The organism is Alistipes sp. AM16-43, assembly GCF_003435745.1.
Taxonomy (GTDB): Bacteria; Bacteroidota; Bacteroidia; order Bacteroidales; family Rikenellaceae; genus Alistipes; species Alistipes onderdonkii.
In genome coordinates this window covers 650514-669220 of the sequence record NZ_QTUQ01000001.1, presented here as the reverse complement: position 1 = coordinate 669220, position 18707 = coordinate 650514, and the positions used below count along the sequence as shown (strand labels likewise).

Annotated in this window: 16 protein-coding genes; 8 read left to right on the top strand and 8 right to left on the bottom strand. The window is 60.1% G+C overall.

The genetic code is table 11. The features are described from left to right. Window positions 1-3 precede the first annotated feature (3 nt). Genes DW189_RS02775 through DW189_RS02750 form a run of 6 tightly spaced genes read left to right on the top strand, consistent with a single transcriptional unit; the run spans window position 4 to window position 5036 of the window. On the top strand, window positions 4-771 hold the full coding sequence (locus tag DW189_RS02775) for a 3'-5' exonuclease (protein WP_022333219.1): 768 nt from the start codon (window positions 4-6) through the stop codon (window positions 769-771). Further along, window positions 768-2612, top strand: a complete 1845-nt coding sequence (locus DW189_RS02770) for a LysM peptidoglycan-binding domain-containing protein (RefSeq protein ID WP_117506789.1) — start codon at window positions 768-770, stop codon at window positions 2610-2612. The genes DW189_RS02775 and DW189_RS02770 overlap by 4 nt, the downstream gene beginning before the upstream one ends. 10 nt (window positions 2613-2622) lie before the next feature. Further along, window positions 2623-3279, top strand: a complete 657-nt coding sequence (locus DW189_RS02765; protein WP_117506788.1) for a redox-sensing transcriptional repressor Rex — start codon at window positions 2623-2625, stop codon at window positions 3277-3279. Continuing rightward, a complete protein-coding gene (locus DW189_RS02760; RefSeq protein WP_232045574.1) occupies window positions 3276-4103 on the top strand; it encodes an FAD synthetase family protein in 828 nt (275 codons plus the stop codon). Before DW189_RS02765 ends, DW189_RS02760 begins: the two co-directional genes overlap by 4 nt. A gap of 5 nt (window positions 4104-4108) precedes the next feature. Continuing rightward, window positions 4109-4522 carry an acyl-CoA thioesterase gene (locus DW189_RS02755; protein WP_022332075.1) on the top strand — a complete coding sequence of 138 codons (414 nt, stop codon included), beginning with the start codon at window positions 4109-4111 and terminating at the stop codon, window positions 4520-4522. A 19-nt stretch (window positions 4523-4541) separates the two neighbouring features. Beyond that, window positions 4542-5036, top strand: a complete 495-nt coding sequence (locus DW189_RS02750; RefSeq protein ID WP_117506787.1) for a GNAT family N-acetyltransferase — start codon at window positions 4542-4544, stop codon at window positions 5034-5036. A 161-nt stretch (window positions 5037-5197) separates the two neighbouring features. On the opposite strand, the gene DW189_RS02745 is transcribed toward DW189_RS02750, so the two are convergent. Next, window positions 5198-7081 carry a thioredoxin-like domain-containing protein gene (locus DW189_RS02745; RefSeq protein ID WP_162851434.1) on the bottom strand — a complete coding sequence of 628 codons (1884 nt, stop codon included), beginning with the start codon at window positions 7079-7081 and terminating at the stop codon, window positions 5198-5200. Window positions 7082-7221: 140 nt separating this feature from the next. Then, entirely contained in the window at window positions 7222-9282 is a 2061-nt protein-coding gene (gene htpG, locus DW189_RS02740; protein WP_117506785.1) for a molecular chaperone HtpG, read from the bottom strand. 176 nt (window positions 9283-9458) lie between these two features. Here htpG and DW189_RS02735 point away from each other — a divergent pair, with 176 nt between their 5' ends. After that, window positions 9459-9977: a nitroreductase family protein gene (locus tag DW189_RS02735; RefSeq protein ID WP_018695988.1), complete on the top strand. Its 519-nt coding sequence runs from the start codon at window positions 9459-9461 to the stop codon at window positions 9975-9977. Window positions 9978-10094: 117 nt separating this feature from the next. Here DW189_RS02735 and DW189_RS02730 read toward each other — a convergent pair whose 3' ends face one another. From DW189_RS02730 to dnaE, 4 genes are all read right to left on the bottom strand, one after another. Then, window positions 10095-11414 carry a S41 family peptidase gene (locus tag DW189_RS02730; protein ID WP_162508161.1) on the bottom strand — a complete coding sequence of 440 codons (1320 nt, stop codon included), beginning with the start codon at window positions 11412-11414 and terminating at the stop codon, window positions 10095-10097. A 305-nt stretch (window positions 11415-11719) separates the two neighbouring features. Next, window positions 11720-12712, bottom strand: a complete 993-nt coding sequence (locus DW189_RS02725; RefSeq protein WP_117506783.1) for an aldose 1-epimerase — start codon at window positions 12710-12712, stop codon at window positions 11720-11722. Window position 12713: 1 nt separating this feature from the next. Continuing rightward, window positions 12714-13028, bottom strand: a complete 315-nt coding sequence (trxA, locus tag DW189_RS02720; protein ID WP_018695986.1) for a thioredoxin — start codon at window positions 13026-13028, stop codon at window positions 12714-12716. A 30-nt stretch (window positions 13029-13058) separates the two neighbouring features. Next, complete coding sequence (gene dnaE, locus DW189_RS02715; RefSeq protein ID WP_117506782.1) at window positions 13059-16715, bottom strand: DNA polymerase III subunit alpha; 3657 nt, start codon at window positions 16713-16715, stop codon at window positions 13059-13061. A gap of 125 nt (window positions 16716-16840) precedes the next feature. On the opposite strand from dnaE, the gene DW189_RS02710 reads away from it, so the two are divergent. Beyond that, window positions 16841-17050, top strand: coding sequence for a DUF2007 domain-containing protein (locus DW189_RS02710; RefSeq protein WP_055201900.1), 210 nt, complete (start codon window positions 16841-16843; stop codon window positions 17048-17050). Between the two features lie 174 nt (window positions 17051-17224). Here the strand turns inward: DW189_RS02710 and DW189_RS02705 are convergent, their stop codons facing one another. Continuing rightward, complete coding sequence (locus tag DW189_RS02705; RefSeq protein ID WP_117506781.1) at window positions 17225-17950, bottom strand: energy transducer TonB; 726 nt, start codon at window positions 17948-17950, stop codon at window positions 17225-17227. 19 nt (window positions 17951-17969) lie between these two features. Then, window positions 17970-18707 carry a shikimate dehydrogenase family protein gene (locus DW189_RS02700; RefSeq protein WP_117506780.1) on the bottom strand — a complete coding sequence of 246 codons (738 nt, stop codon included), beginning with the start codon at window positions 18705-18707 and terminating at the stop codon, window positions 17970-17972.

Sequence of the window (18707 nt, the reverse complement as noted above, 5' to 3'; positions counted from 1 at the left end):
CAGATGAAGTTAAACCTCAAGCGCCCGATCGTCTTCTTCGACCTCGAAACCACCGGCGTGGACACGGCCAAAGACCGCATCGTCGAGATTTCGATGGTCAAGGTAATGCCCGACGGCGAGCAGATCGTCAAGACCCGCAAGCTCAACCCCGGGATGCACATCCCGGCCGAAGCCACGGCCATCCACGGCATCACGGACGAAGACGTCAGGGATTGCCCGACCTTCGCGCAGGTCGCCAAATCGCTCGAACAGTTCATCCGCGGCTGCGACTTCGGCGGCTTCAACTCCAACCGCTTCGACCTGCCGGTGCTGGTCGAGGAGTTCCTGCGGGCGGGCGTCGACGTGGATTTCAAACGCCGCCGTTTCGTCGACGTGCAGAACATCTTCCACAAGAAGGAACAGCGCACGCTGGTCGCGGCCTATAAATTCTATTGCGACAAGGATCTGGAGGACGCCCACTCGGCCGAGGCCGATACGCTGGCGACCTACGAAGTGCTCATGGCGCAGCTGGAACGCTACCCCGACCTGGAGAACGACATCGACAAACTGGCCGAGTTCTCGACCCGCGGCGAGGCGGCTGACTACGCCGGGCGCATCCTTTTCAACGAAAAGGGCGAGGAGGTCTTTGGGTTCGGCAAGTACAAGGGGCGCCCCGTCGCCGAGGTCTTCCGCGCGGAGCCGAGCTACTACGCATGGATGATGAACGGGGACTTCCCGCTCTACACCAAGAAGGTCATCACGGAGATCCGTATGCGCGAAAAAACGAAATGACGATGAAGCGATTCTGTGCGACAGCCCTGCTGCTCTTGTGGAGCCTGTGCGCCCTTGCGGTGCAGAAATCCGGGACGATCGTGTATATCAACGGCTCGAAATTCTACGTCCACACGGTGCAGCCCGGCGAAACGCTCTACGGGCTTTCGAAGGCCTACGAGGTGGGGGAGAAGGTCATCCTGCAACATAACCCCGCGGCAGCGCAGGGGTTGCGCGCAGGGGAGAGCATCAAGATCCCCTTCGTATCGGACGTCCCCCAGCCTAAGTCGGAGCGCAAGCTGCGCAAGACCTTCGACATCCATACCGTGACGCAGGGCGAAACGCTCTACGGCATCTCGCGCAAATACGAGATCCCGATCCAGACCGTCGTCGAGGACAACCCGAACCTCGACCCGGCGCACCTGCGCCTCGGGGAGCGCATCCTGATCCGCAAGAAGGAGATCGGCTCCGAAGACGAGGCCGGCACGAAGGAGCAGTGGGAGGCTTACCGCAATTCGCTCAACAGCGTGGCCGAGGAGGGCTTCGCCTACCACATCGTGAAGCCGGGCGAAACCTTCTATTCGCTTTCGCGCCGCTTCGGCATCACCGAGGAGCGGCTCGGGACGCTCAACGGAGGGCTGAAACCCGCCGACCTGAAAGCCGGGGCGATCATCAAGGTGCCGGGGTCTGCGGAACAGCTCGCAGCCGCCGAAAACGGCCCGCAGACCGACAGTCTGCAAGTGCAGGACTCGCTCCCGGGAATCTTTGCCGGCAGCAGGCCGAAGCAGGTCGAATTCCGCGCCCTGCGCCGCAGCGCACCGCTCAAGGTGGCGCTGATGCTGCCGATGGCCGTCGGCAACGAGCCCAACGGCAACTACCTCGAATTCTACCAGGGCTTCCTGCTGGGGCTGGACAGCGTGCGGACGAAATACGGCAACTCGATAGACCTCACGCTTTACAACACGGCCCGCAATGTGGATGCGATCCGCGAAATCGTCAAAAGCGACGCCTTCGCCGGCACCGGGCTGATCGTCGGCCCCGTATACGAGGAGGGGCTCCATCCCGTCATCCTCTATGCCGAGGAGCACGACGTCCCCGTCGTCTCGCCGCTGGCCAGCATCACGGGGATGAACAGCGACGCCCTGTTCCAGATGGCACCCGACCCGTCGCACAAATGGGACAAGGTCGCCGACCTGGTGAACGGGGACAAACAGGTGACGCTGATTTACAGCGACAGCACGGACAAGGATTTCGAATCCGAGATCCTCGCCCTGCTGGGCGATTCCGACTACCGGAAGTACACCTATACTTATGTGCACCCGTCGAACCGTTCCGCCAACAATCCGGGCGACCTGACGCCGCTGCTGGATAACGGTCAGGACAATGTTTTCGTCGTCATGACCGACGACGAAGTCGAGGTCGAGCGCATCCTCGCGGCCATCGCCTCGGCCGATACGAGCATCACGAGCCGCGGGCGCACGACTCCGCGCTTCGTCGTGCTGGGCAACACCCGCTGGAATCGCTACGGCAACCTCGACCGCACGGTGTTCTTCAAAGACCGCGTCGTGTTCATCTCCACCTACCACGCCAAGCGCGACTCGCAGGCGATCCTCGATTTCGACCGGGCCTATATCCGCGCCTTCGGCGCATTGCCGTCGCTCTACTCCTACCGCGGTTACGACGCCGCCCTGATCTTCTGCCCCGCGATGTACAACGACATCGAATACGACCTGGAAGGGCGCAGCTATACGCCGCTGCAAACCACCTATCTCTTCGGCCAGGGCGAGCAGCGCGACAACCACGTCAACCGCAACTGGACGCGGGTGAACTACAACAGCGACTTTACGATCACCATCGAATAAAGCGACCCCTATGGCAGCATTGACCAATACGATCCCCGAAAAAACCATCGAGCGGCTGAGCGAATACCGCCGTACGCTCCTGGCCAGCCACAAGCAGGGCATTACGCATATTTTCTCGCACGTATTGGCGGGCATCCACGGCATCACGGCCGTGCAGGTGCGCCGCGACCTGATGCTCATCGGCTTTTCGAGCGATACGAAAAAGGGATACGACGTACAGGTGCTCATCGAGTACATCAGCAAGATACTCGACAGCCCCTCGCAGATGAACATCGCCGTGCTGGGCATGGGACACCTGGGACAGGCCATCACCAAATATTTCAACGGCAAGGGGCTCAAGCTGAGAATCACGGCCGCCTTCGACGTCGACCCTGAGAAGGTCGGCAAGACCATCGACGGCATCCCGTGCTACCACATGGACACCTTCGAAGACATGGTCGAAAACCAGGACATCAGCATCGTCATCGTCTCTTCGCCGACGAAGGTCGCCCCGGGGCTCGTGGTGCCGATCATCAACGCCGGTATCAAGGGCGTGCTCAATTTCACTTCCACGCCGCTGAATTTCCCGCAGGGCATCGTCGTCGAGAACTACGACATCACCACGCTGCTCGAAAAGGTGGCCTATTTCGTCAAGGAAAACGAAGAAAGCAACAGCAGCAACGCATGATGCGACGCGAAGGAAAAGACGCAGCGGAGGGCGGAGAAACAGGCAGCCTCGACATACACGGCGACCTTGCGGAACACCGGCCGGACATGCGGGTTTTTTACGGGTTCGATGCACTCCCGCATTTCGTCCGTCCGACGGTGACCGTCGGATCGTACGACGGTGTGCACAGCGGGCACCTGGCCCTGCTGCGCACCGTTGCCGGGAGGGCCCGCGCACAGGGCGGCGAGAGCGTCGTACTCACGTTCGAACCCCATCCCCGCGTGACGCTCGGTCGGGCCGACGGCCTGCGGCTGCTGACCTCGCTCGAAGAGAAGATTTACCTGCTCGGACAGCAGGGCATCGACAACCTGATCGTCATCCCGTTTGACAAGGCATTCAGCACCCTCGCGCCCGACACGTTCATCCGCGACTACCTCGTGGGGCGCATCGGCGCCGAAACGCTGGTCGTGGGCTTCAACCATCGCTTCGGGCGCGACAAGCAGGGTAGTTACGACTATCTGGGCAGCCACGGCTTCGGGCTGGAGGTCGTCGAGGTCGGCGAATGCGACGTGGACGCCGAAAAGGTCAGCTCCACCGTCATCCGCCGCCTGGTAGCGCAGGGCGACATGGCCCGTGCCGCCCGTCTGTTGTCACATCCCTACCTCATCATCGGGACGGCGGCGGCCGGCCGCATCGGCACCGACGACCCCCTCAAGCTCCTGCCGCCCGCAGGGTCGTACCAAGTCCGCATCGGCGGCCGGCCTGCAAGGCTGACTGTCGACGCATCGCAAAACCTGATAATCCGCGACGGCTGCCCCGACGGGCGTGCCGTCCTAACCTTTTAAGCACCATGCTGAGTTACGATTGCCAAATCCGCGTGTGGTACAAGCACACCGACCAGATGGCCATCTGCCACCATTCGAACTACATCTGTTACTACGAAGCCGCGCGCAGCGAACTGCTCCGCTATCTGGGCATGTCCTTTGCCGAAGTCGAGAAGCGGGGCATCATGATGCCCATCCTCGAGGTGCAGTCCAAATACCACCGCCCGGCTTACTACGACGAGCTGCTCACCGTGCGCATCATGCTCCGCGAACTGCCCACGGCGCGCATCAACTTTTTCTACGAAATCTACAACGAGAAGGGCGAGCTGCTCAACACGGGCATGACGCAACTGGGCTTCATCCACAGCGACACGCGCCGCCCGTGCCGCGTCCCCGACTGGTTCCTGAAACTGGTCGCCGACAAATGGACGGAAGAGTAGAGGCCGCCGCGGCACTCCGATGCTTCTCACGACGGAAAGGCTCCGGATCGTTCCGCTGACACCCCGGCAGCTGTGGCTCTGGCTGCATGACATTCCGGCACTGGAAAATGAGCTGGATTGCCGCTGCACAGCCGGAAGCCCGCGCGGCGACTTCCGCCGGATCGTCGCGTGCAGCGTGCAGCATGCACTTGCCGCCGCCGACCCCGGCAATCACCTCTTCCACACCTTCTGGTTCCTGGTCATACGGGACGGCGGTGCCGGATCGGCCTGCTTCAAAGGGACGGCGGATGCCAACGGAAAGGTAGAGATCGGCTACGGACTGGAAAAGGCCTTTGAAAAACAGGGTTACATGACCGAAACCGTCCGGGCATTGTGCGCCTGGGCGAAGCAACAGCCCGGTGTCCGGCACATCACTGCCGAGACCGAACCGGATAACCGCGCCTCGCATCGCGTCCTGCAAAGGGCCGGGTTCCATCCCGCCGAAGCGGACGCAGCCCGATGGCGGAGCCTGTGAAACCGGGCTGCCACCCGGAAAATACAGAAGGCCGGTTCTGCGAACGGCCTTCTGCATTTTCGTCGATCCGGAAGCGTCGATCCGGAATTCCGGCTTTCCGGGGAGCGGGGCCGACTCGTGGCAGGAAAAACTGATCCCGACGGCCGACCGGCTCCCGCAAATCATTCGAGCATCCCCTTGAGCGTCTTTTTCATCAGGTCGTGGTCGCGGAAGTCGTTACGCAGCTCATAGCTGCCGTCGCGGTCGACCAGCACGTAGGACGGAATGCCGTCGATCCGGAATTTCTCGCAAAGGTATTTCCACTGTGTGTCGTCGAGCCGGTAATGCTTGCCCGCGATCTTGGCGATACTGGTCTTGTAGGCGACCAGCGGCGAGGTCTCGTTGGCGATGTATATCCACACCAGGTCGTCGCTCTTCAGTTCCCCGCTCTTGAGCGGCTCGTTCGCTTTGATCGAAGCCCGGCAGGGGCCGCACCACGTGTTCCAGAAATCGACGAACACCACCTTGCCCTTGTAGGGCGCTACAATCGCATCGAACAGCTTGTCGACGGCAACCTCGGGCGTCGTTTCGATACGGACGTCCTTCACCGACTCCAGCTCCTTGCGTACACGCGCCTGCATCGCCTCGCAGGCCTCGGCGTAGAACGGCTCCTTGAGCGAATGCAACAGGTCGAGGTCTTCCTGCGTAAGGGCGTTGTTCTCGGCCTTGGACGGAAGCTGATATACCTTGGGAAGGTCGGCCAGGATGCCCTCGGTAGCGTGCGCGATATTCGCCCAGCCGATATGTGGGGCGATGATGGAGTAGCAATAGTCCGAGGAGGACATGCCCATCAGCAGTTTCGGGTTATTCAGGTCGAAAAGCCCGGCCAGCACCGCATAATGCTCCGGTGCGAAAACGGCGAATTCGTAGTCGGCCTTCTTGCCGTAATCCCAATCCTCGTGCCGGCTCCGGTAATTGTGTTCCAACAGTCCGGGCCCGTTGGACATGGCCCCGAGCGCCTCCTGCTGCAACGTGAGCAGGGACAATTCCTTCATCATCCCGAACACCGGGCTGCGCGCGATGCTGTCCGCCAGGCTTTCGTATTTCGACACGACCATCTGCGTATACTCGTCGGCACTCATGCGGTAATCCGCGAAATCGCCCGAATAGAGGTTCATGCGGATACTGCTGCCGCCGCTCGCATCCACCAGCGCATTGAGATCCGCATACGCCCCGGTCGTATAGAGCCTGCGCCCGGGCGCAGGCTCGCGCTCCTTGTCGCGGCGCTGCACGACGGCCCGGCCGCCTGCCCCCATATCGACATACATGTCCAGCGTTTCACCGGGGGCAATCCAGCACATCCCGAATACCGGGCCGCACGAAACATAGGCCATGGCCGTGCCGTACTGTTCGAATTGCAGGGTTGCCATGCCGCTTTCGGGGTCGATGGCCGCCGTATGCTCTTCCTGCCCGTTCAGCAGCGAATTGACATACATGGCGACCTCCTTCGCCATTCCCCTGCGGTACCCCAGCAGGCGGACGTTCACGGTGGTCGTCCCCACCGCGAGAATCGGTTCGGGAACGGGGCCGTCTTCGGGGGCCTTCCGCAGTTCGCGGGGTAACCCCTCGGGATAACGCGGATACTCCTTCTTACCCGTCAGGTCGACCCCGTAGAGTTTGAAGCAGTCGTCGCAGTCCGATTCGATGAAATCGAACGATTTGGTTCCCCGCGGCAGCGGCCCGAATTTCAGCACGAACGACGCTTCGCCCGAGTCGGGCATCCAGAAGAGCGAATCGGGGAGGATACCCTCGCTGCCCTGCAACATGTATTTCTGCCCGTCGGCCAGCAGGTAGCTACCCGCGTCGATGCGGATCCAGTTGTGCGGCCGGAAATAGGCATCGACATGCAACACGGTCGCCGTGTCGCTCAGTTCTATTTTCGGAAAGTCGAGCGTCATGGTGTTGGCAGCCCCGATCAGGGGGTTCTCGACGACACGGTTCGCCGGGGTGCATGACGCAAGGAGCATCCCGACCGCCACCGCACCGGAGGTTAGCAGTTTTCTCATAACTCAGGGTTTTAGGTTATGACAAATATAACCTTTTATTCCTTTGCGCAACTATTTCCGCACAAGTATTTTACGGCCCGCCGGCAAATAAAAGGGGGCTGCACCCTGCGGCGCAGCCCCTCCTCATTAACCCCTGCCCGTTACTTTTCGATCAGCGAAATCGAGCGCTGGATGAAATCCGTCAGGCTCTTGCCCTTGAGCATGCCGTTCGTGAGCAACGCCAGGTCGATGATCTGCTTCACGAGCTTGTTTTCACCGCCGATCTCGCGCAGCCGCTCGTTGCGCTCATCGCGCAGCGTGACGACCTTCTTCGACAACTCCTCGCGCATGGCCTTTTCCTCTGCGGTAAGCTCTTCCTCCTTCTTGCCCTTGGTAACCTCCTCGAAGCGGTTCTCCTCGGCCACGGCCGCGTCGATCTTCTTGGTAATGGACTTCAGCTTGTCGCCATAGGCCTTCTCGGCATCGGAGAGGATGTCCGCGACGATGGGGTGGTTGCCGTTCACCGCGATGGTGAAGTTGTCGGGCATCTGCCCGTAGAACTGGCTCATGCCCCCGCCGCCCGCTGCGGCCATCTCCTTCATACGGCGCATGAATTCGTTCTGCGTAATCACCACGGGCGCCTCGTCGGGCGACATCGCCTCGAACGAAATGTTGTAGTGTATCTTGTCGTCCTTGGGCATCTGGCTCTCGAATACCGGGCGCAACAGCTCCTGCTGCGCTTCGGTGAGCGACATCCTGATGTTGTCCTCCTTCTGGATGAGCTTGTCGATCACGTCGCTGTCCACACGCACGAAACGCGTCTCCTTGTTTTTCGACTCGTACCAGTTGACGTAGTGGTTGTCCAGCTGGCCGTCCATCAGCAGCACGTCGTAGCCCTTGCCCCTGGCGGCTTCGAGGAACGTGTGTTTTTCCACGGGGTCGTCCACATAGAGCAGCACGACGGTCTTGTTCTTGTCGGTCTGGTTCTCCTTTACCTTTTCGAGGTACTCCTTGGGCGTGAAATACTTGCCCTCGACGTTCTTCCAGAGCATGAAATCCTGCGCCTTCTCGGCGAATTTCTCGTCGGTGAGGATGCCGTACTGGATAAAAATCTTCAGGTCGTCCCATTTCGACTCGTAATCCGGGCGCATCGTGTTGAACAGCTCCTGCAGCCGGTCTGCGACCTTGCGGGTGATGTAATTCGAAATCTTCTTCACGTTGGCATCGCTCTGCAGGTAGCTTCGCGACACGTTCAGCGGAATGTCCGGCGAGTCGATCACGCCGTGCAGCAGCGTCAGGTATTCGGGCACGATGCCTTCGACCTGGTCGGTGACGTAGACCTGGTTCGAGTAGAGCTGTATCTTGTTCTTCTGTATCTCGAAGTTGTTGTGTATCTTCGGGAAATAGAGGATGCCCGTCAGGTGGAACGGGTAGTCGATGTTCAGGTGGATCGAGAACAGCGGTTCGTCGCTCATGGGGTAGAGCTCGTGGTAAAATTCCTTGTATTGCTCCTCGGTAATGTCGGCCGGCTTGCGCGTCCACAGCGGATCGACGTTGTTGATGACGTTGTCCTTGTCCGTGTCGACGTACTTGCCGTCCTTCCACTCCTTGACCTTGCCGAAGGCAATCGGGATCGGCAGGAAACGGCAGTACTTGCGCAGCAGTCCCTCGACTTTCGAATCCTCGGCATATTCGAGCGCATCCTCCGACAGGTGCAGGACGATGGTCGTACCGCGGTCATGCGCCTCGTCGGTCTCCTCCATTTCGAATTCGGGCGTCCCGGTGCAGCTCCAGCGCACGGTCTTGGCACCCTCCTTCCAGGATTTCGTTATGATCTCCACCTTGTCGGCCACCATGAACGACGAGTAGAAACCCAGTCCGAAATGCCCGATGATCGCCTGGTTCTTGTACTTCTCCATGAACTCCTCGGCCCCCGAGAAAGCGATCTGGTTGATGTATTTGTCGACCTCTTCGGCCGTCATGCCGATGCCGCGGTCGGTTACGGTCAGCGTTTTGGCATCCTTGTCCGCCGAAACGCGGATCGTCAGGTCGCCCAGGTCGCCCTTCATTTCGCCGATCGACGAGAGGGTCTTCAGTTTCTGGGTTGCGTCGACAGCATTGGAGATCAGCTCGCGCAGGAAAATCTCATGATCCGAATAAAGGAACTTTTTGATTACGGGGAATATATTCTCCGTCGTTACTCCGATTTTTCCGTTTTTCATAGTTTTATCGTTGTATTTTGATTCGATTCGTCTCTGTCTTGTTTCAACAAACCGTGTGCCAGCCCCCGATTCCTGCCAAACTGTCAGTTGCGCATGACAGCATATGCCGAAAAAAAGTTGCCGCAGCGAGAGTTTTGCCTTATATTTGTATGGCGAATTCAAACACACGACCAACTATGGATTTCCTCTCGTTAGCCAAGAAACGGTATGCCTGCCGTAAATATACGGCCCAAAAGGTCGAACAGGCAAAACTCGACACGATCCTCGAAGCCGGCCGCGTGGCTCCCACGGGCGCCAACCGCCAGCCTCAGCGGCTCATCGTCGTGCGTTCCGAAGAAGGCATGGCACGCCTGGCACGCTGCACGCGCGATTTCGGGGCGCCCTGCGCCATCATCGTATGCGCCGATACCGGCCAGGCCTGGGAGCGGAAATACGACGGCAAGGTGATCGGCGACATCGACGCTTCGATCGTCACCGACCACATGATGCTTTGCGCCGCGTCGCTGGGGCTCGACACGCTGTGGATCTGCATGTTCAAACCCGAAGCCGTACGCGCGGAATTCAACCTGCCGGAGCATGTCGAACCCGTGAATATCCTGCTCGTGGGCTACGGCGCCGGCATCCCGGCCGACCCCGGCCGCCATGAGCTGCTGCGCAAGCCGCTGTCGGAGACGGTCGTCGAAGAACGATTCTGAGCCCCCGTCCCCAAGAGCCGGATCGGCTCCGAATTCATCCATGCCGGCATCCGACACCCCGATAATCCCTGAAAAACGGGCGCCGCAAGGTTCATACCGACCTGCGGCGCATCCGTATTACCGGAACCGGGATCCGGCTCGGGCAATGCGACTCGATTGATTCGCCCGGCCGGACTCTATCACGGCCAGTAGTTTGTCGAGCACCGCATCGCGGCCCGACAGGTAATCGGCCGCGGTATAAGGGATCGCAATGTCGGGTGTCAACACCCCGCCGACCGCCTCAGTATATTCCTCGAACTCCACGGTCGAAACGGACGGCCACAACAAACAAGTCAGATAAAGCCATCCCTCCGTCACCTCGCCGTACTTCATGGCATTGTGGCGGAGCGGCTCGCCGACGAGTTCGGCCGCCCCGTTATATTGCATGATATTACAGAACGACGAGGCGACCGACCCGGTGTCTTTGTCCATCATCACATAATACCGCATACCGGGAACATACATTTTTTTCTTGAGTGCAACTTCCCTATGGATATATTTGTCGGGCATGTCGATAAGTTTCCCGAGCAGACTGTCCGTCAGGAAGTCGTAGTCGGGCAGGGTTTGTTTCGAAACCTTCAGTCTCTGGCTTTTCAGGTACGGAATGGCCGGCTTGTCGATGAAGATCGAAAGCAAATCGTCGAATGCGGAGCCGCTCCCGCCGGGGTTGCCCCGCAGGTCGAGGATAAACGAATCGCAACCCTGTTTTTTGGCTTGCAGGATAGCCTTACGTAATTTTTTTATCAGCAGGCCGTTGTCCGGGTAAAACTCGGTGATCGAAAAGTATCCGGCTTTCGCCTCCTCAAATATGCACGTCCTGAATTCCTGTTGCCGGAGCAGCCCCAAGTACACCTCCGACCACGGCATCCCCGGGGTCGTCACCTCCTGCACCTGCCCGTTGCGTTCCAGCCTGACTTTATAATCGGCAGCGGTGACGAGCGCGTAGTGGTAGTTTTTCAATAATATGAACGGGTATATATACCGGTCGTCATAGCAGTACTGCAAATATTCCGAAACAGGAACGTCGTTGATCGCAAGTATCCGGTCGCCGCGTTCGAACACCGGGTCGACCGAACGGCTCACGACGAGCGTGTCGTTGACATCGAGCAATAGGAACCCCGGGGTGGGAATATTGCCCGCCTGCTTGCGCACCTTTGCGGATCGTACCGGGAAAACGGGCTGGGGATCGACGCGCAGATGCGGATCGAGATACTGCAACCATATCAGACCTGGACGCAATACCCGGAACAATTCGGCACTCGTCAGCGAATCCTTGCCCAAAAGCCGGTTCCGTTCCGCAATCTCCTCATACAACGGGGCGGGGATCGAGTCCCCGGCAGCAGGGTGCCAGGCCGGAATGTGGAGGCATTTTTCCACCTCGCAGGCAGGTGTTTTCACATCAAAAATGCTGATTTTCCCGTCGACCCTTGCTTCGCGGCTTTTCCGTACCAGCAACAAGCTGTCCTGGCTGTTATTCCGTACTTGCAAAAGGCTGTCCGAGGGGTGTTTTCCGGAACCGGAATTCGCGTATGCCGCAATGCTGTTCAGCATACACAACAGGGCGAAAGAACCGCATAATACTGTCTTTTTCATACCAAAGTAGGTTAGGGTTTGCCATAAGCACAGGAAAACAAAAAAGCGCCCCGCAACAGGAGGCACTTCCATGCTGTCCATCCATTTGCCAAACGCTTCACCCACAGGGGTTATTGTGCGTACAACCGGAATTTCATGCTCCACGTGCCGCCCGGGGCGATCGACCGGAAACCTTCGGCTTCGGGGTCGGGCATGTTCGGGGCGTTGGTCGTCCACGACTGCGGCTCGGGGCAGCAGTAGGGAACCTTGCCGCCGTTGTTCCAGATCGTCCAGCAGGTCGTCTGCCCGTCCACTTCGTAGCAGGTACGGACGCCCGTGCGCAGGTTCTCGACCAACGCGCCGCGGAACGGCTTGCCGTCCACCTCGATCTCGCGCACCGTGAAAGCCGCCTCGATCGGGTCGCAGTCCGTTACCTGCAACCCTGCGCCGCGCAGCCGGGCAAATTTCTCCGACAACGGCAACTTGCGGCCGGTCGGGATGTTACGTCCGCTCAGCTCAACCTGTTCTCCAACCGCCGCACGCATCACGTAATCGCCTGCCGCCCCTCCGGCGAAAGGGATCCGCATCGGCGTATGAAACCCCACGCCGACGGGCATCGGCTCCGCGCTGCGGTTGGCGAACATCACCTCCTGTTCCAGCCCCCGGGCCGTGAGGCGGTATACGATCTTGCACTTGAACTCGTGCGGGAAATCGCGGAATATCGCATCGTTCCCCGCATTCGAATAGTAGCGGCATTCGACCAGCACCTCGTCCGCGGTTTCCCACGCCTTCGACACGGCGAAAGGCTGGCTCTTGAGAATGCCGTGGTGATAGTGGCCTCCTTTCGCGTCGGTGATCGGGAAGCGGTAGGTGCGCCCGTCGAACGTGTATTGCCCGTCTGCAATGCGGTTGGGCGGGAAGAGGATCGGCAGTCCGAACACATGCGGGCGCCGCCGGAACTCTTCGACCTCATCCCCGGCGGGTGCACGCAGGATTTCGATACCGCGCCGCGTGTCCGCCAGCCGCACGAGGTTGGCGCCCATGTCCGGAACCAGCAGGGCCGCGTAGTCCCCTTTCGAAAACTCCACGGCCCGCATTCCATGCCACGCTATGCTGCGCAGCATCTTAGAGCAGCTTTTCGATCTTGGCGACCAGCGCATCCTTCGATGCGGCGCCGACCTGCTTGTCCACCAGTTCCCCGCCCTTGAGGAAGATAATGGTGGGGATGTTGCGCACGCCGTATTTCGCCGTGATCTCATCGTTCTCCTCCACGTCGCACTTGGCGATCAGAACGCGGCCCTCATACTCGGTGGCGAGCTCGTCCACAATGGGGGCTACCATGCGGCAGGGACCGCACCATTCGGCCCAGAAGTCGATGACGACGGGCAGCTCTGACGAAAGTACTTCCTGAAAATTCTCCTTTGTGATTGCTAAAGCCATAATTACAAGGTTTTTAATTGTTTGTATAGTTTATGCGATCGAATACTTTATGTCGTTGTCCTCCAAATATCCTACCAGCGACTGCGTGAGGCTGACCTTGTAGCTCTTCGAGAAGAGGCTCAGCGAGACATGCGCGTCGCGGTCGTAGACATTGACCCGGAACAGGGTTTCGCCCCGAGCTTCGCGGACACGTTCCGACAGGTCGCCGATCAGCTCCTGTGTCACCTCCTGCACGGGCAGCTGCACGTGCAGCTCCTTGATCATCGTGTCGCGCATCTCCGAGAGCTGCACCATCGAGATGATCTTGAATTCCAGCTCCTTGTCGTTATAGGGCTTGGGCTGCACGCGGCCGCGGATAAAGAGGAAATAGTCCGAGAAGAGGTATTTGCGGAAATTCTCGTAGTCCTTGCCGAACAGCGCGAATTCGTGCGTGCCGTTGTAATCCTCCAGCACGAACTTGCCCCACGGCTTGCCGGTTTTGGTCATCAGGTTCTGCACGCTCACGACCATGCCCGCCACGGCGATCTCCTGCCCCTTGAAAGGTTCGAGGTTCTCCAGCTCCGTGAGCTGGGTCTTGCACATGTGGTTGATGATGACCTTATAGTCGTCCAGCGGGTGTGCCGACAGGTAAAGGCCGATCATCTCGCGCTCCTTTGCAAGGGTCTCCAGCTGCGTCCAGTCGGCGCACGCCGGCAACACGGGGCGCTGGATGTCCACCTGCCCGCCGCCTCCGAAAAGGCTCTGCTGGGCGTTGTTCTTCTCGGCCTGGAAACGCTGTCCGTAACGCATCAGCTGTTCGATGAAGGTAATGCCGGTATTGTCACGTGCATCCGCCCCGAAGAACTTGCCCCGGTGGAAGCCCGATATCGAATCGAACCCGCCGGCATAGGCCAGGTTCTCGAAGCATTTGCGGTTCACGGCCGTGAAATTCACCCGTTCCATCAGGTCATATATATCCTTGAAGCGGCCGTTGGCATTGCGTTCGGCGATGATGCTCTCCACGGCGGCTTCGCCGACGCCCTTCACGGCCCCCAGCCCGAAACGCACGTCGCCCGACTTGTTCGACGAGAAGGTGCGCATCGACTCGTTGATGTCGGGCCCCAGCACCCGGATGCCCATGCGCTTGCACTCGTTCATGTAGAGCGTCAGCTGCTTGATGTCCGCCAGGTTTCGGCTCAGCAGCGCCGCCATGAACTCCGAAGGGTAGTGCGCCTTCAGGTAACCGGTTTGGTATGCCACGTAGGCGTAGCAGGTCGAGTGCGACTTGTTGAAGGCATAGGATGCGAACGCCTCCCAGTCGCCCCAGATCTTGTCGCAGATCTTCTCGTCGTGCCCGCGCTCCTTACAGCCGTTGATGAACTTGGGCTTCATTTTGTCCAGCACGTCGCGCTTCTTCTTACCCATGGCCTTACGCAGCGTATCGGCCTCGCCGCCCGTGAACCCGGCGAGCTTCTGCGACAGCAACATGACCTGCTCCTGGTAGACCGTGATGCCGTAGGTGTCGCTCAGGTACTCCTCCATGTCGGCGATCTCGTAGGTCACCGGCTCCTGCCCGTGTTTGCGGGCGATGAAATTGGGGATGTACTCCATCGGGCCCGGACGGTAGAGGGCGTTCATGGCGATCAGGTCTTCGAAACGGTTGGGCTTGAGGTTGCGCAGGTGCTTCTTCATGCCCGGGGACTCGAACTGGAACAGACCGGTGGTATCGCCGCGGGCAAAGACCTCGTATGTCGGGGCGTCGTCCAGCGGGATGTCGTCGATGTCCACGTCCACGCCGTGCACCGCCTTGACATTCTCCACGGCGTCCTTGATGATCGACAGCGTACGCAGCCCCAGGAAGTCCATCTTGATCAGGCCGACGCTCTCGACCTCCTTGCCCTCGAATTCCACCACGTTCAGCTCGGCGTCCTTGGCAATGGCCATCGGCGCGAAGTTCTCCAAATCGTCCTGGCCGATAATCACGCCGCAGGCATGCACGCCCGTCTGGCGGATCGAGCCTTCGAGCTTCTCGGCGTATTTGAGCGTATTGCGTATCAGCTGGTTGGGCGACTCGCGCTCGGCGGCCAGTTCGGGGGATTCCTTGTATACGAAATCGAACGGCGTCTCGCCGTGTTTCTTGTCGGGCGTAACCTTGTCGGGCACCAGTTTCGACAGGCGGTCGCTCTCCGAGAGGGCGAGCTTCTGCACGCGGGCAACGTCCTTGATGGCCATCTTGGGCGCCATGGTGCCGAACGTCACGATCTGGGCAACGCGCTTTTGGCCGTATTTCTGCACGCAGTAGCGCAGCACGTCGGCGCGGCCGTCCTCATCGAAGTCGACGTCGACATCGGGCAGCGAGATACGCTCGGGGTTGAGGAAACGCTCGAACAGCAGGTCGTATTTCAGCGGGTCGATATTGGTGATCTTCAGGCAGTAGGCGACCACCGAACCCGCGGCCGAACCACGGCCGGGGCCCACCGAGACCCCCATTTCGCGGGCGGCGCGGATGTAGTCCCACACGATCAGGAAGTAGCCCGGGAAACCCATCCACTCGATCGTATCCAGCTCGTATTTGAGCCGTTGCTCGACCTTCTCGTCCAGCACCTCGCCGTAACGACGGTGCGCGCCCTTGTAGGTGAGGTCTACGAGGTAGCAATATTGCTTGGCGACCATCAGCCTGTCCGACAGCTCCTTGTCATGGGCGACGAGCCGCTCCAGCTCTTCGACCGACGCACAGGCGCTGATCCTGGCCAGCAACTCCGCGTCCTCGATCTTCTTGACGAAGGATTCGCGGAGCTCCGCGAGGTCGATCTTGAAATCCTCCGGCGGCGGGAAGTTCGGCATCAGGGGGGCGTGCGTGAGCTTGTAATCCTCGCATTTGGCGGCGATCTCGAGCGTCGTGGCCAGTGCCTCGGGGTGGTCGGGGAACAGCGCGGCCATCTCCTCGGGTGATTTGAGGTACTCCTGGAACGTGTAACGCATACGGTTCGGGTCGTCCAGGTCGCGCCCCGTATTGAGGCATATCAGGTGATCGTGCGCCACGGCATCCTCCGCGAGGATGAAGTGCACGTCGTTGGAACAGATGTACTTCACGCCGAACTTGGCGGCCAGCTCCAGCAGCGCCTTGTTCACCCGCAGCTGGTTCTCGTAGACATCCGCATCCTTCTGCGGGTCGCCCGAGGGATGCAGCTGCAATTCGAGATAATAGTCGTCGCCGAAGACCCCCTTGAACCACTGCACCACGCGCTCGGCCTCCTCCATGTCGTTGTGCATGATGGCCTGGGGCACCTCGCCGCCCAGACATGCCGAGCAGCAGATCAGCCCTTCGTGGTACTGTTCGAGCAGTTGCTTGTCGATGCGCGGCTTGTAATAAAACCCCTCGGTAAACGAGTAGGAGACCATCTTGCAGAGGTTGTGGTAGCCTTCGAGGTTCTTGGCCAGCAGGATCAGGTGGTCGCCGGCCTTCTCGTCCTTGTCCTTCTCGAAACGGTTTTTCACCACGTAGACCTCACAGCCGAGGATCGGCTTCACCCCGGCGTCCGTAGCGGTGTCGTGGAAATTCTTGACACCGTACATATTGCCGTGGTCGGTGATGGCGATAGCATTCATCCCCAACGCTTTGGCGCGTTTGATGAGCGGCTTGATGGCCGCGGCGCCGTCGAGGATCGAATATTGGGTATGTACGTGCAGATGGACGAATTCAGGCATGGTCGTAACTCTTCAAATTTATCGCACAACAAAGATAGGGATATTTCCGCAGAATTCATGGCAGGGCTCTTGCATTTTATCAACAAAATTCCTAACTTTAGGTATCCAACAAAAACCGAGAGATTATGCAAGACGAAACCATGGTTGTATTGGCGGAATACAACACCATCACAGAAGCCGAGATCGCGAAATCCATGCTCGACAGCGCAGGGATCTGGTCGATGATCCGCAACGAATATATGTCGGCCATTTACCCCATAGGCACCATGCCCGCACAGGTCGTCGTGCGTCCCGAGGACGTCGAAAAGGCCAGGGCGATGCTGCAACACAGATAAAAACGGCGCCGCCCGTCCTGCGCCAGGCAGGCTGCCGGCGGCAGCGGAGGGCTGTTCGGAACGGCGCGTACCGGCATCGCGTCCGGGAAGGCCATGCATCGAAAAGGGTGTACGTGCAGGTTGCACGTACACCCTTTTCGATTTTACGCAGCACGCAGTCCGGTGCCGCACGGGTCAGGTGAAGTTGATCCGGTATTCGTAGGCCGTCCGCTGCGGCACGCCGCGCACGCGGCGGGGCACCCAATGGCCTTTGCTGGCCCGGATGACGCGGATAACCTCCCTGGCGAGTTTTTCGTCGGGCGACGAGAGCACCTCGCCGATCGTGACCTTCCCGTCCGGTTCGATGTAGAAACGCACATGCACCAGCCCGGCCACGCCGCGCGCGGCGAACCGCTCGTCGTAACGCAGCCGCACCCGCGCCCACGCATGGAAGGTCTCGTCGGGGTCGCCGCCCATGAACAGCAACGGGTCGGCCTCCTGCCGCTTGGCGATCTTCTCCACAGGAAGGCGCATCGTCAGCCGCCAGGTATAACTTACGGGCAGACCGTCCTTCCGGGCCGGCGTCCACGCTTCGAGGTGCCCCAGCGCTTCGGTCACGAGCTGCTTCGTACGCTCCGTCGCGGGCTCGGCATCGCATTTGTCGCGCCCCTGACAGGTATTGTCCAGGAAACGCCACCCGTCCACCCGTCCCGCCGTGTCCACCGTAAAGGCGACCACGACCTGCGGCGAAAGCTCCGACGCCGGGATTTGCTTCTCTATCGCCAATTTCTCCGCTTCGCCCATCAGCCTTGCCATGAAGCGTTTGGCATCGGCGCCCTGGAAACGGGGCGGCTGGGTCTGCTGCGCCGCGGCACCGCACCACAGGGCCAGTGCCGCCAATAAGATCGCTGTACGTTTCATATGCCCTTCGTTTTAAGGTTTATTCGTTCCATATCCGCCACGAAGCCTCGGCCTGCCGGCGGAACATCACCTCGCCGTTGAGTATGCGCGCCCCGCGCTGGCGCCCCAGGTCGAGGAACCGGGTCAGGGGCGGGTTGTATACCAGGTCGAGCAGGTAGTGCCCGGGCGTAAGGTAGCCGTAGGGGATTCGCGGCGCGGCATCGACGGCGGGGTAGGTTCCCACGGGCGATGCGTTGACTATGAGGCGGCTCTGCTCCACGGCCTCGCACGGCAGGTTGTCGTAGGTGTAGTTGCCCTTTGCGGCGTCGCGTGACACGAGGTCGAACGGGATGCCCCGCTCGGCGAGCACATATTGCACGGCCTGCGATGCCCCGCCCGTACCCAGTACGAGGGCATGCGAGGGCTGTTCGCCCCCGAGCAGGCAGTCGAAGGCGGCCCGCAGGCCGATGACATCGGTATTGTGTCCCACGAGGCGTCCGCCCGCCGTACGGCGCACGCAGTTCACGGCGCCGACCAGCCGCGCATCGTACGACAGGTCGTCGAGCAGCGCCATGACCTCGCGTTTGTAGGGGATCGTGACGTTGAAGCCGCACAGGTCGGGAGTCTCCGCCAGCAGGCGCTCCAGCGCCCCGATTTCGGGCAGTTCGTAGAGGGAATAGGTGCAGTCGGCAATCCCCTCGCGTTCGAATTTCGCCGCGAAATAGGCTGCCGAGGCGGAGTGCCCCAGCGGCCGGCCGATAAGTCCGAAACGCCGCAT

Excerpts from the sequence above, each read along its gene's own strand:
- DW189_RS02725 (WP_117506783.1), bottom strand. The coding sequence starts at position 12,712 with ATGCTGCGCAGCATAGCGTGGCATGGAATGCGGGCCGTGGAGTTTTCG.
- DW189_RS02765 (WP_117506788.1), top strand. The coding sequence starts at position 2,623 with ATGGCAGCATTGACCAATACGATCCCCGAAAAAACCATCGAGCGGCTG.
- DW189_RS02745 (WP_162851434.1), bottom strand. The coding sequence starts at position 7,081 with ATGAGAAAACTGCTAACCTCCGGTGCGGTGGCGGTCGGGATGCTCCTT.
- DW189_RS02750 (WP_117506787.1), top strand. The coding sequence starts at position 4,542 with ATGCTTCTCACGACGGAAAGGCTCCGGATCGTTCCGCTGACACCCCGG.
- DW189_RS02710 (WP_055201900.1), top strand. The coding sequence starts at position 16,841 with ATGCAAGACGAAACCATGGTTGTATTGGCGGAATACAACACCATCACA.
- dnaE (WP_117506782.1), bottom strand. The coding sequence starts at position 16,715 with ATGCCTGAATTCGTCCATCTGCACGTACATACCCAATATTCGATCCTC.
- htpG (WP_117506785.1), bottom strand. The coding sequence starts at position 9,282 with ATGAAAAACGGAAAAATCGGAGTAACGACGGAGAATATATTCCCCGTA.
- DW189_RS02770 (WP_117506789.1), top strand. The coding sequence starts at position 768 with ATGACGATGAAGCGATTCTGTGCGACAGCCCTGCTGCTCTTGTGGAGC.
- DW189_RS02700 (WP_117506780.1), bottom strand. The coding sequence starts at position 18,707 with ATGCGGCGTTTCGGACTTATCGGCCGGCCGCTGGGGCACTCCGCCTCG.
- DW189_RS02775 (WP_022333219.1), top strand. The coding sequence starts at position 4 with ATGAAGTTAAACCTCAAGCGCCCGATCGTCTTCTTCGACCTCGAAACC.
- DW189_RS02755 (WP_022332075.1), top strand. The coding sequence starts at position 4,109 with ATGCTGAGTTACGATTGCCAAATCCGCGTGTGGTACAAGCACACCGAC.
- DW189_RS02735 (WP_018695988.1), top strand. The coding sequence starts at position 9,459 with ATGGATTTCCTCTCGTTAGCCAAGAAACGGTATGCCTGCCGTAAATAT.
- DW189_RS02760 (WP_232045574.1), top strand. The coding sequence starts at position 3,276 with ATGATGCGACGCGAAGGAAAAGACGCAGCGGAGGGCGGAGAAACAGGC.
- DW189_RS02705 (WP_117506781.1), bottom strand. The coding sequence starts at position 17,950 with ATGAAACGTACAGCGATCTTATTGGCGGCACTGGCCCTGTGGTGCGGT.
- trxA (WP_018695986.1), bottom strand. The coding sequence starts at position 13,028 with ATGGCTTTAGCAATCACAAAGGAGAATTTTCAGGAAGTACTTTCGTCA.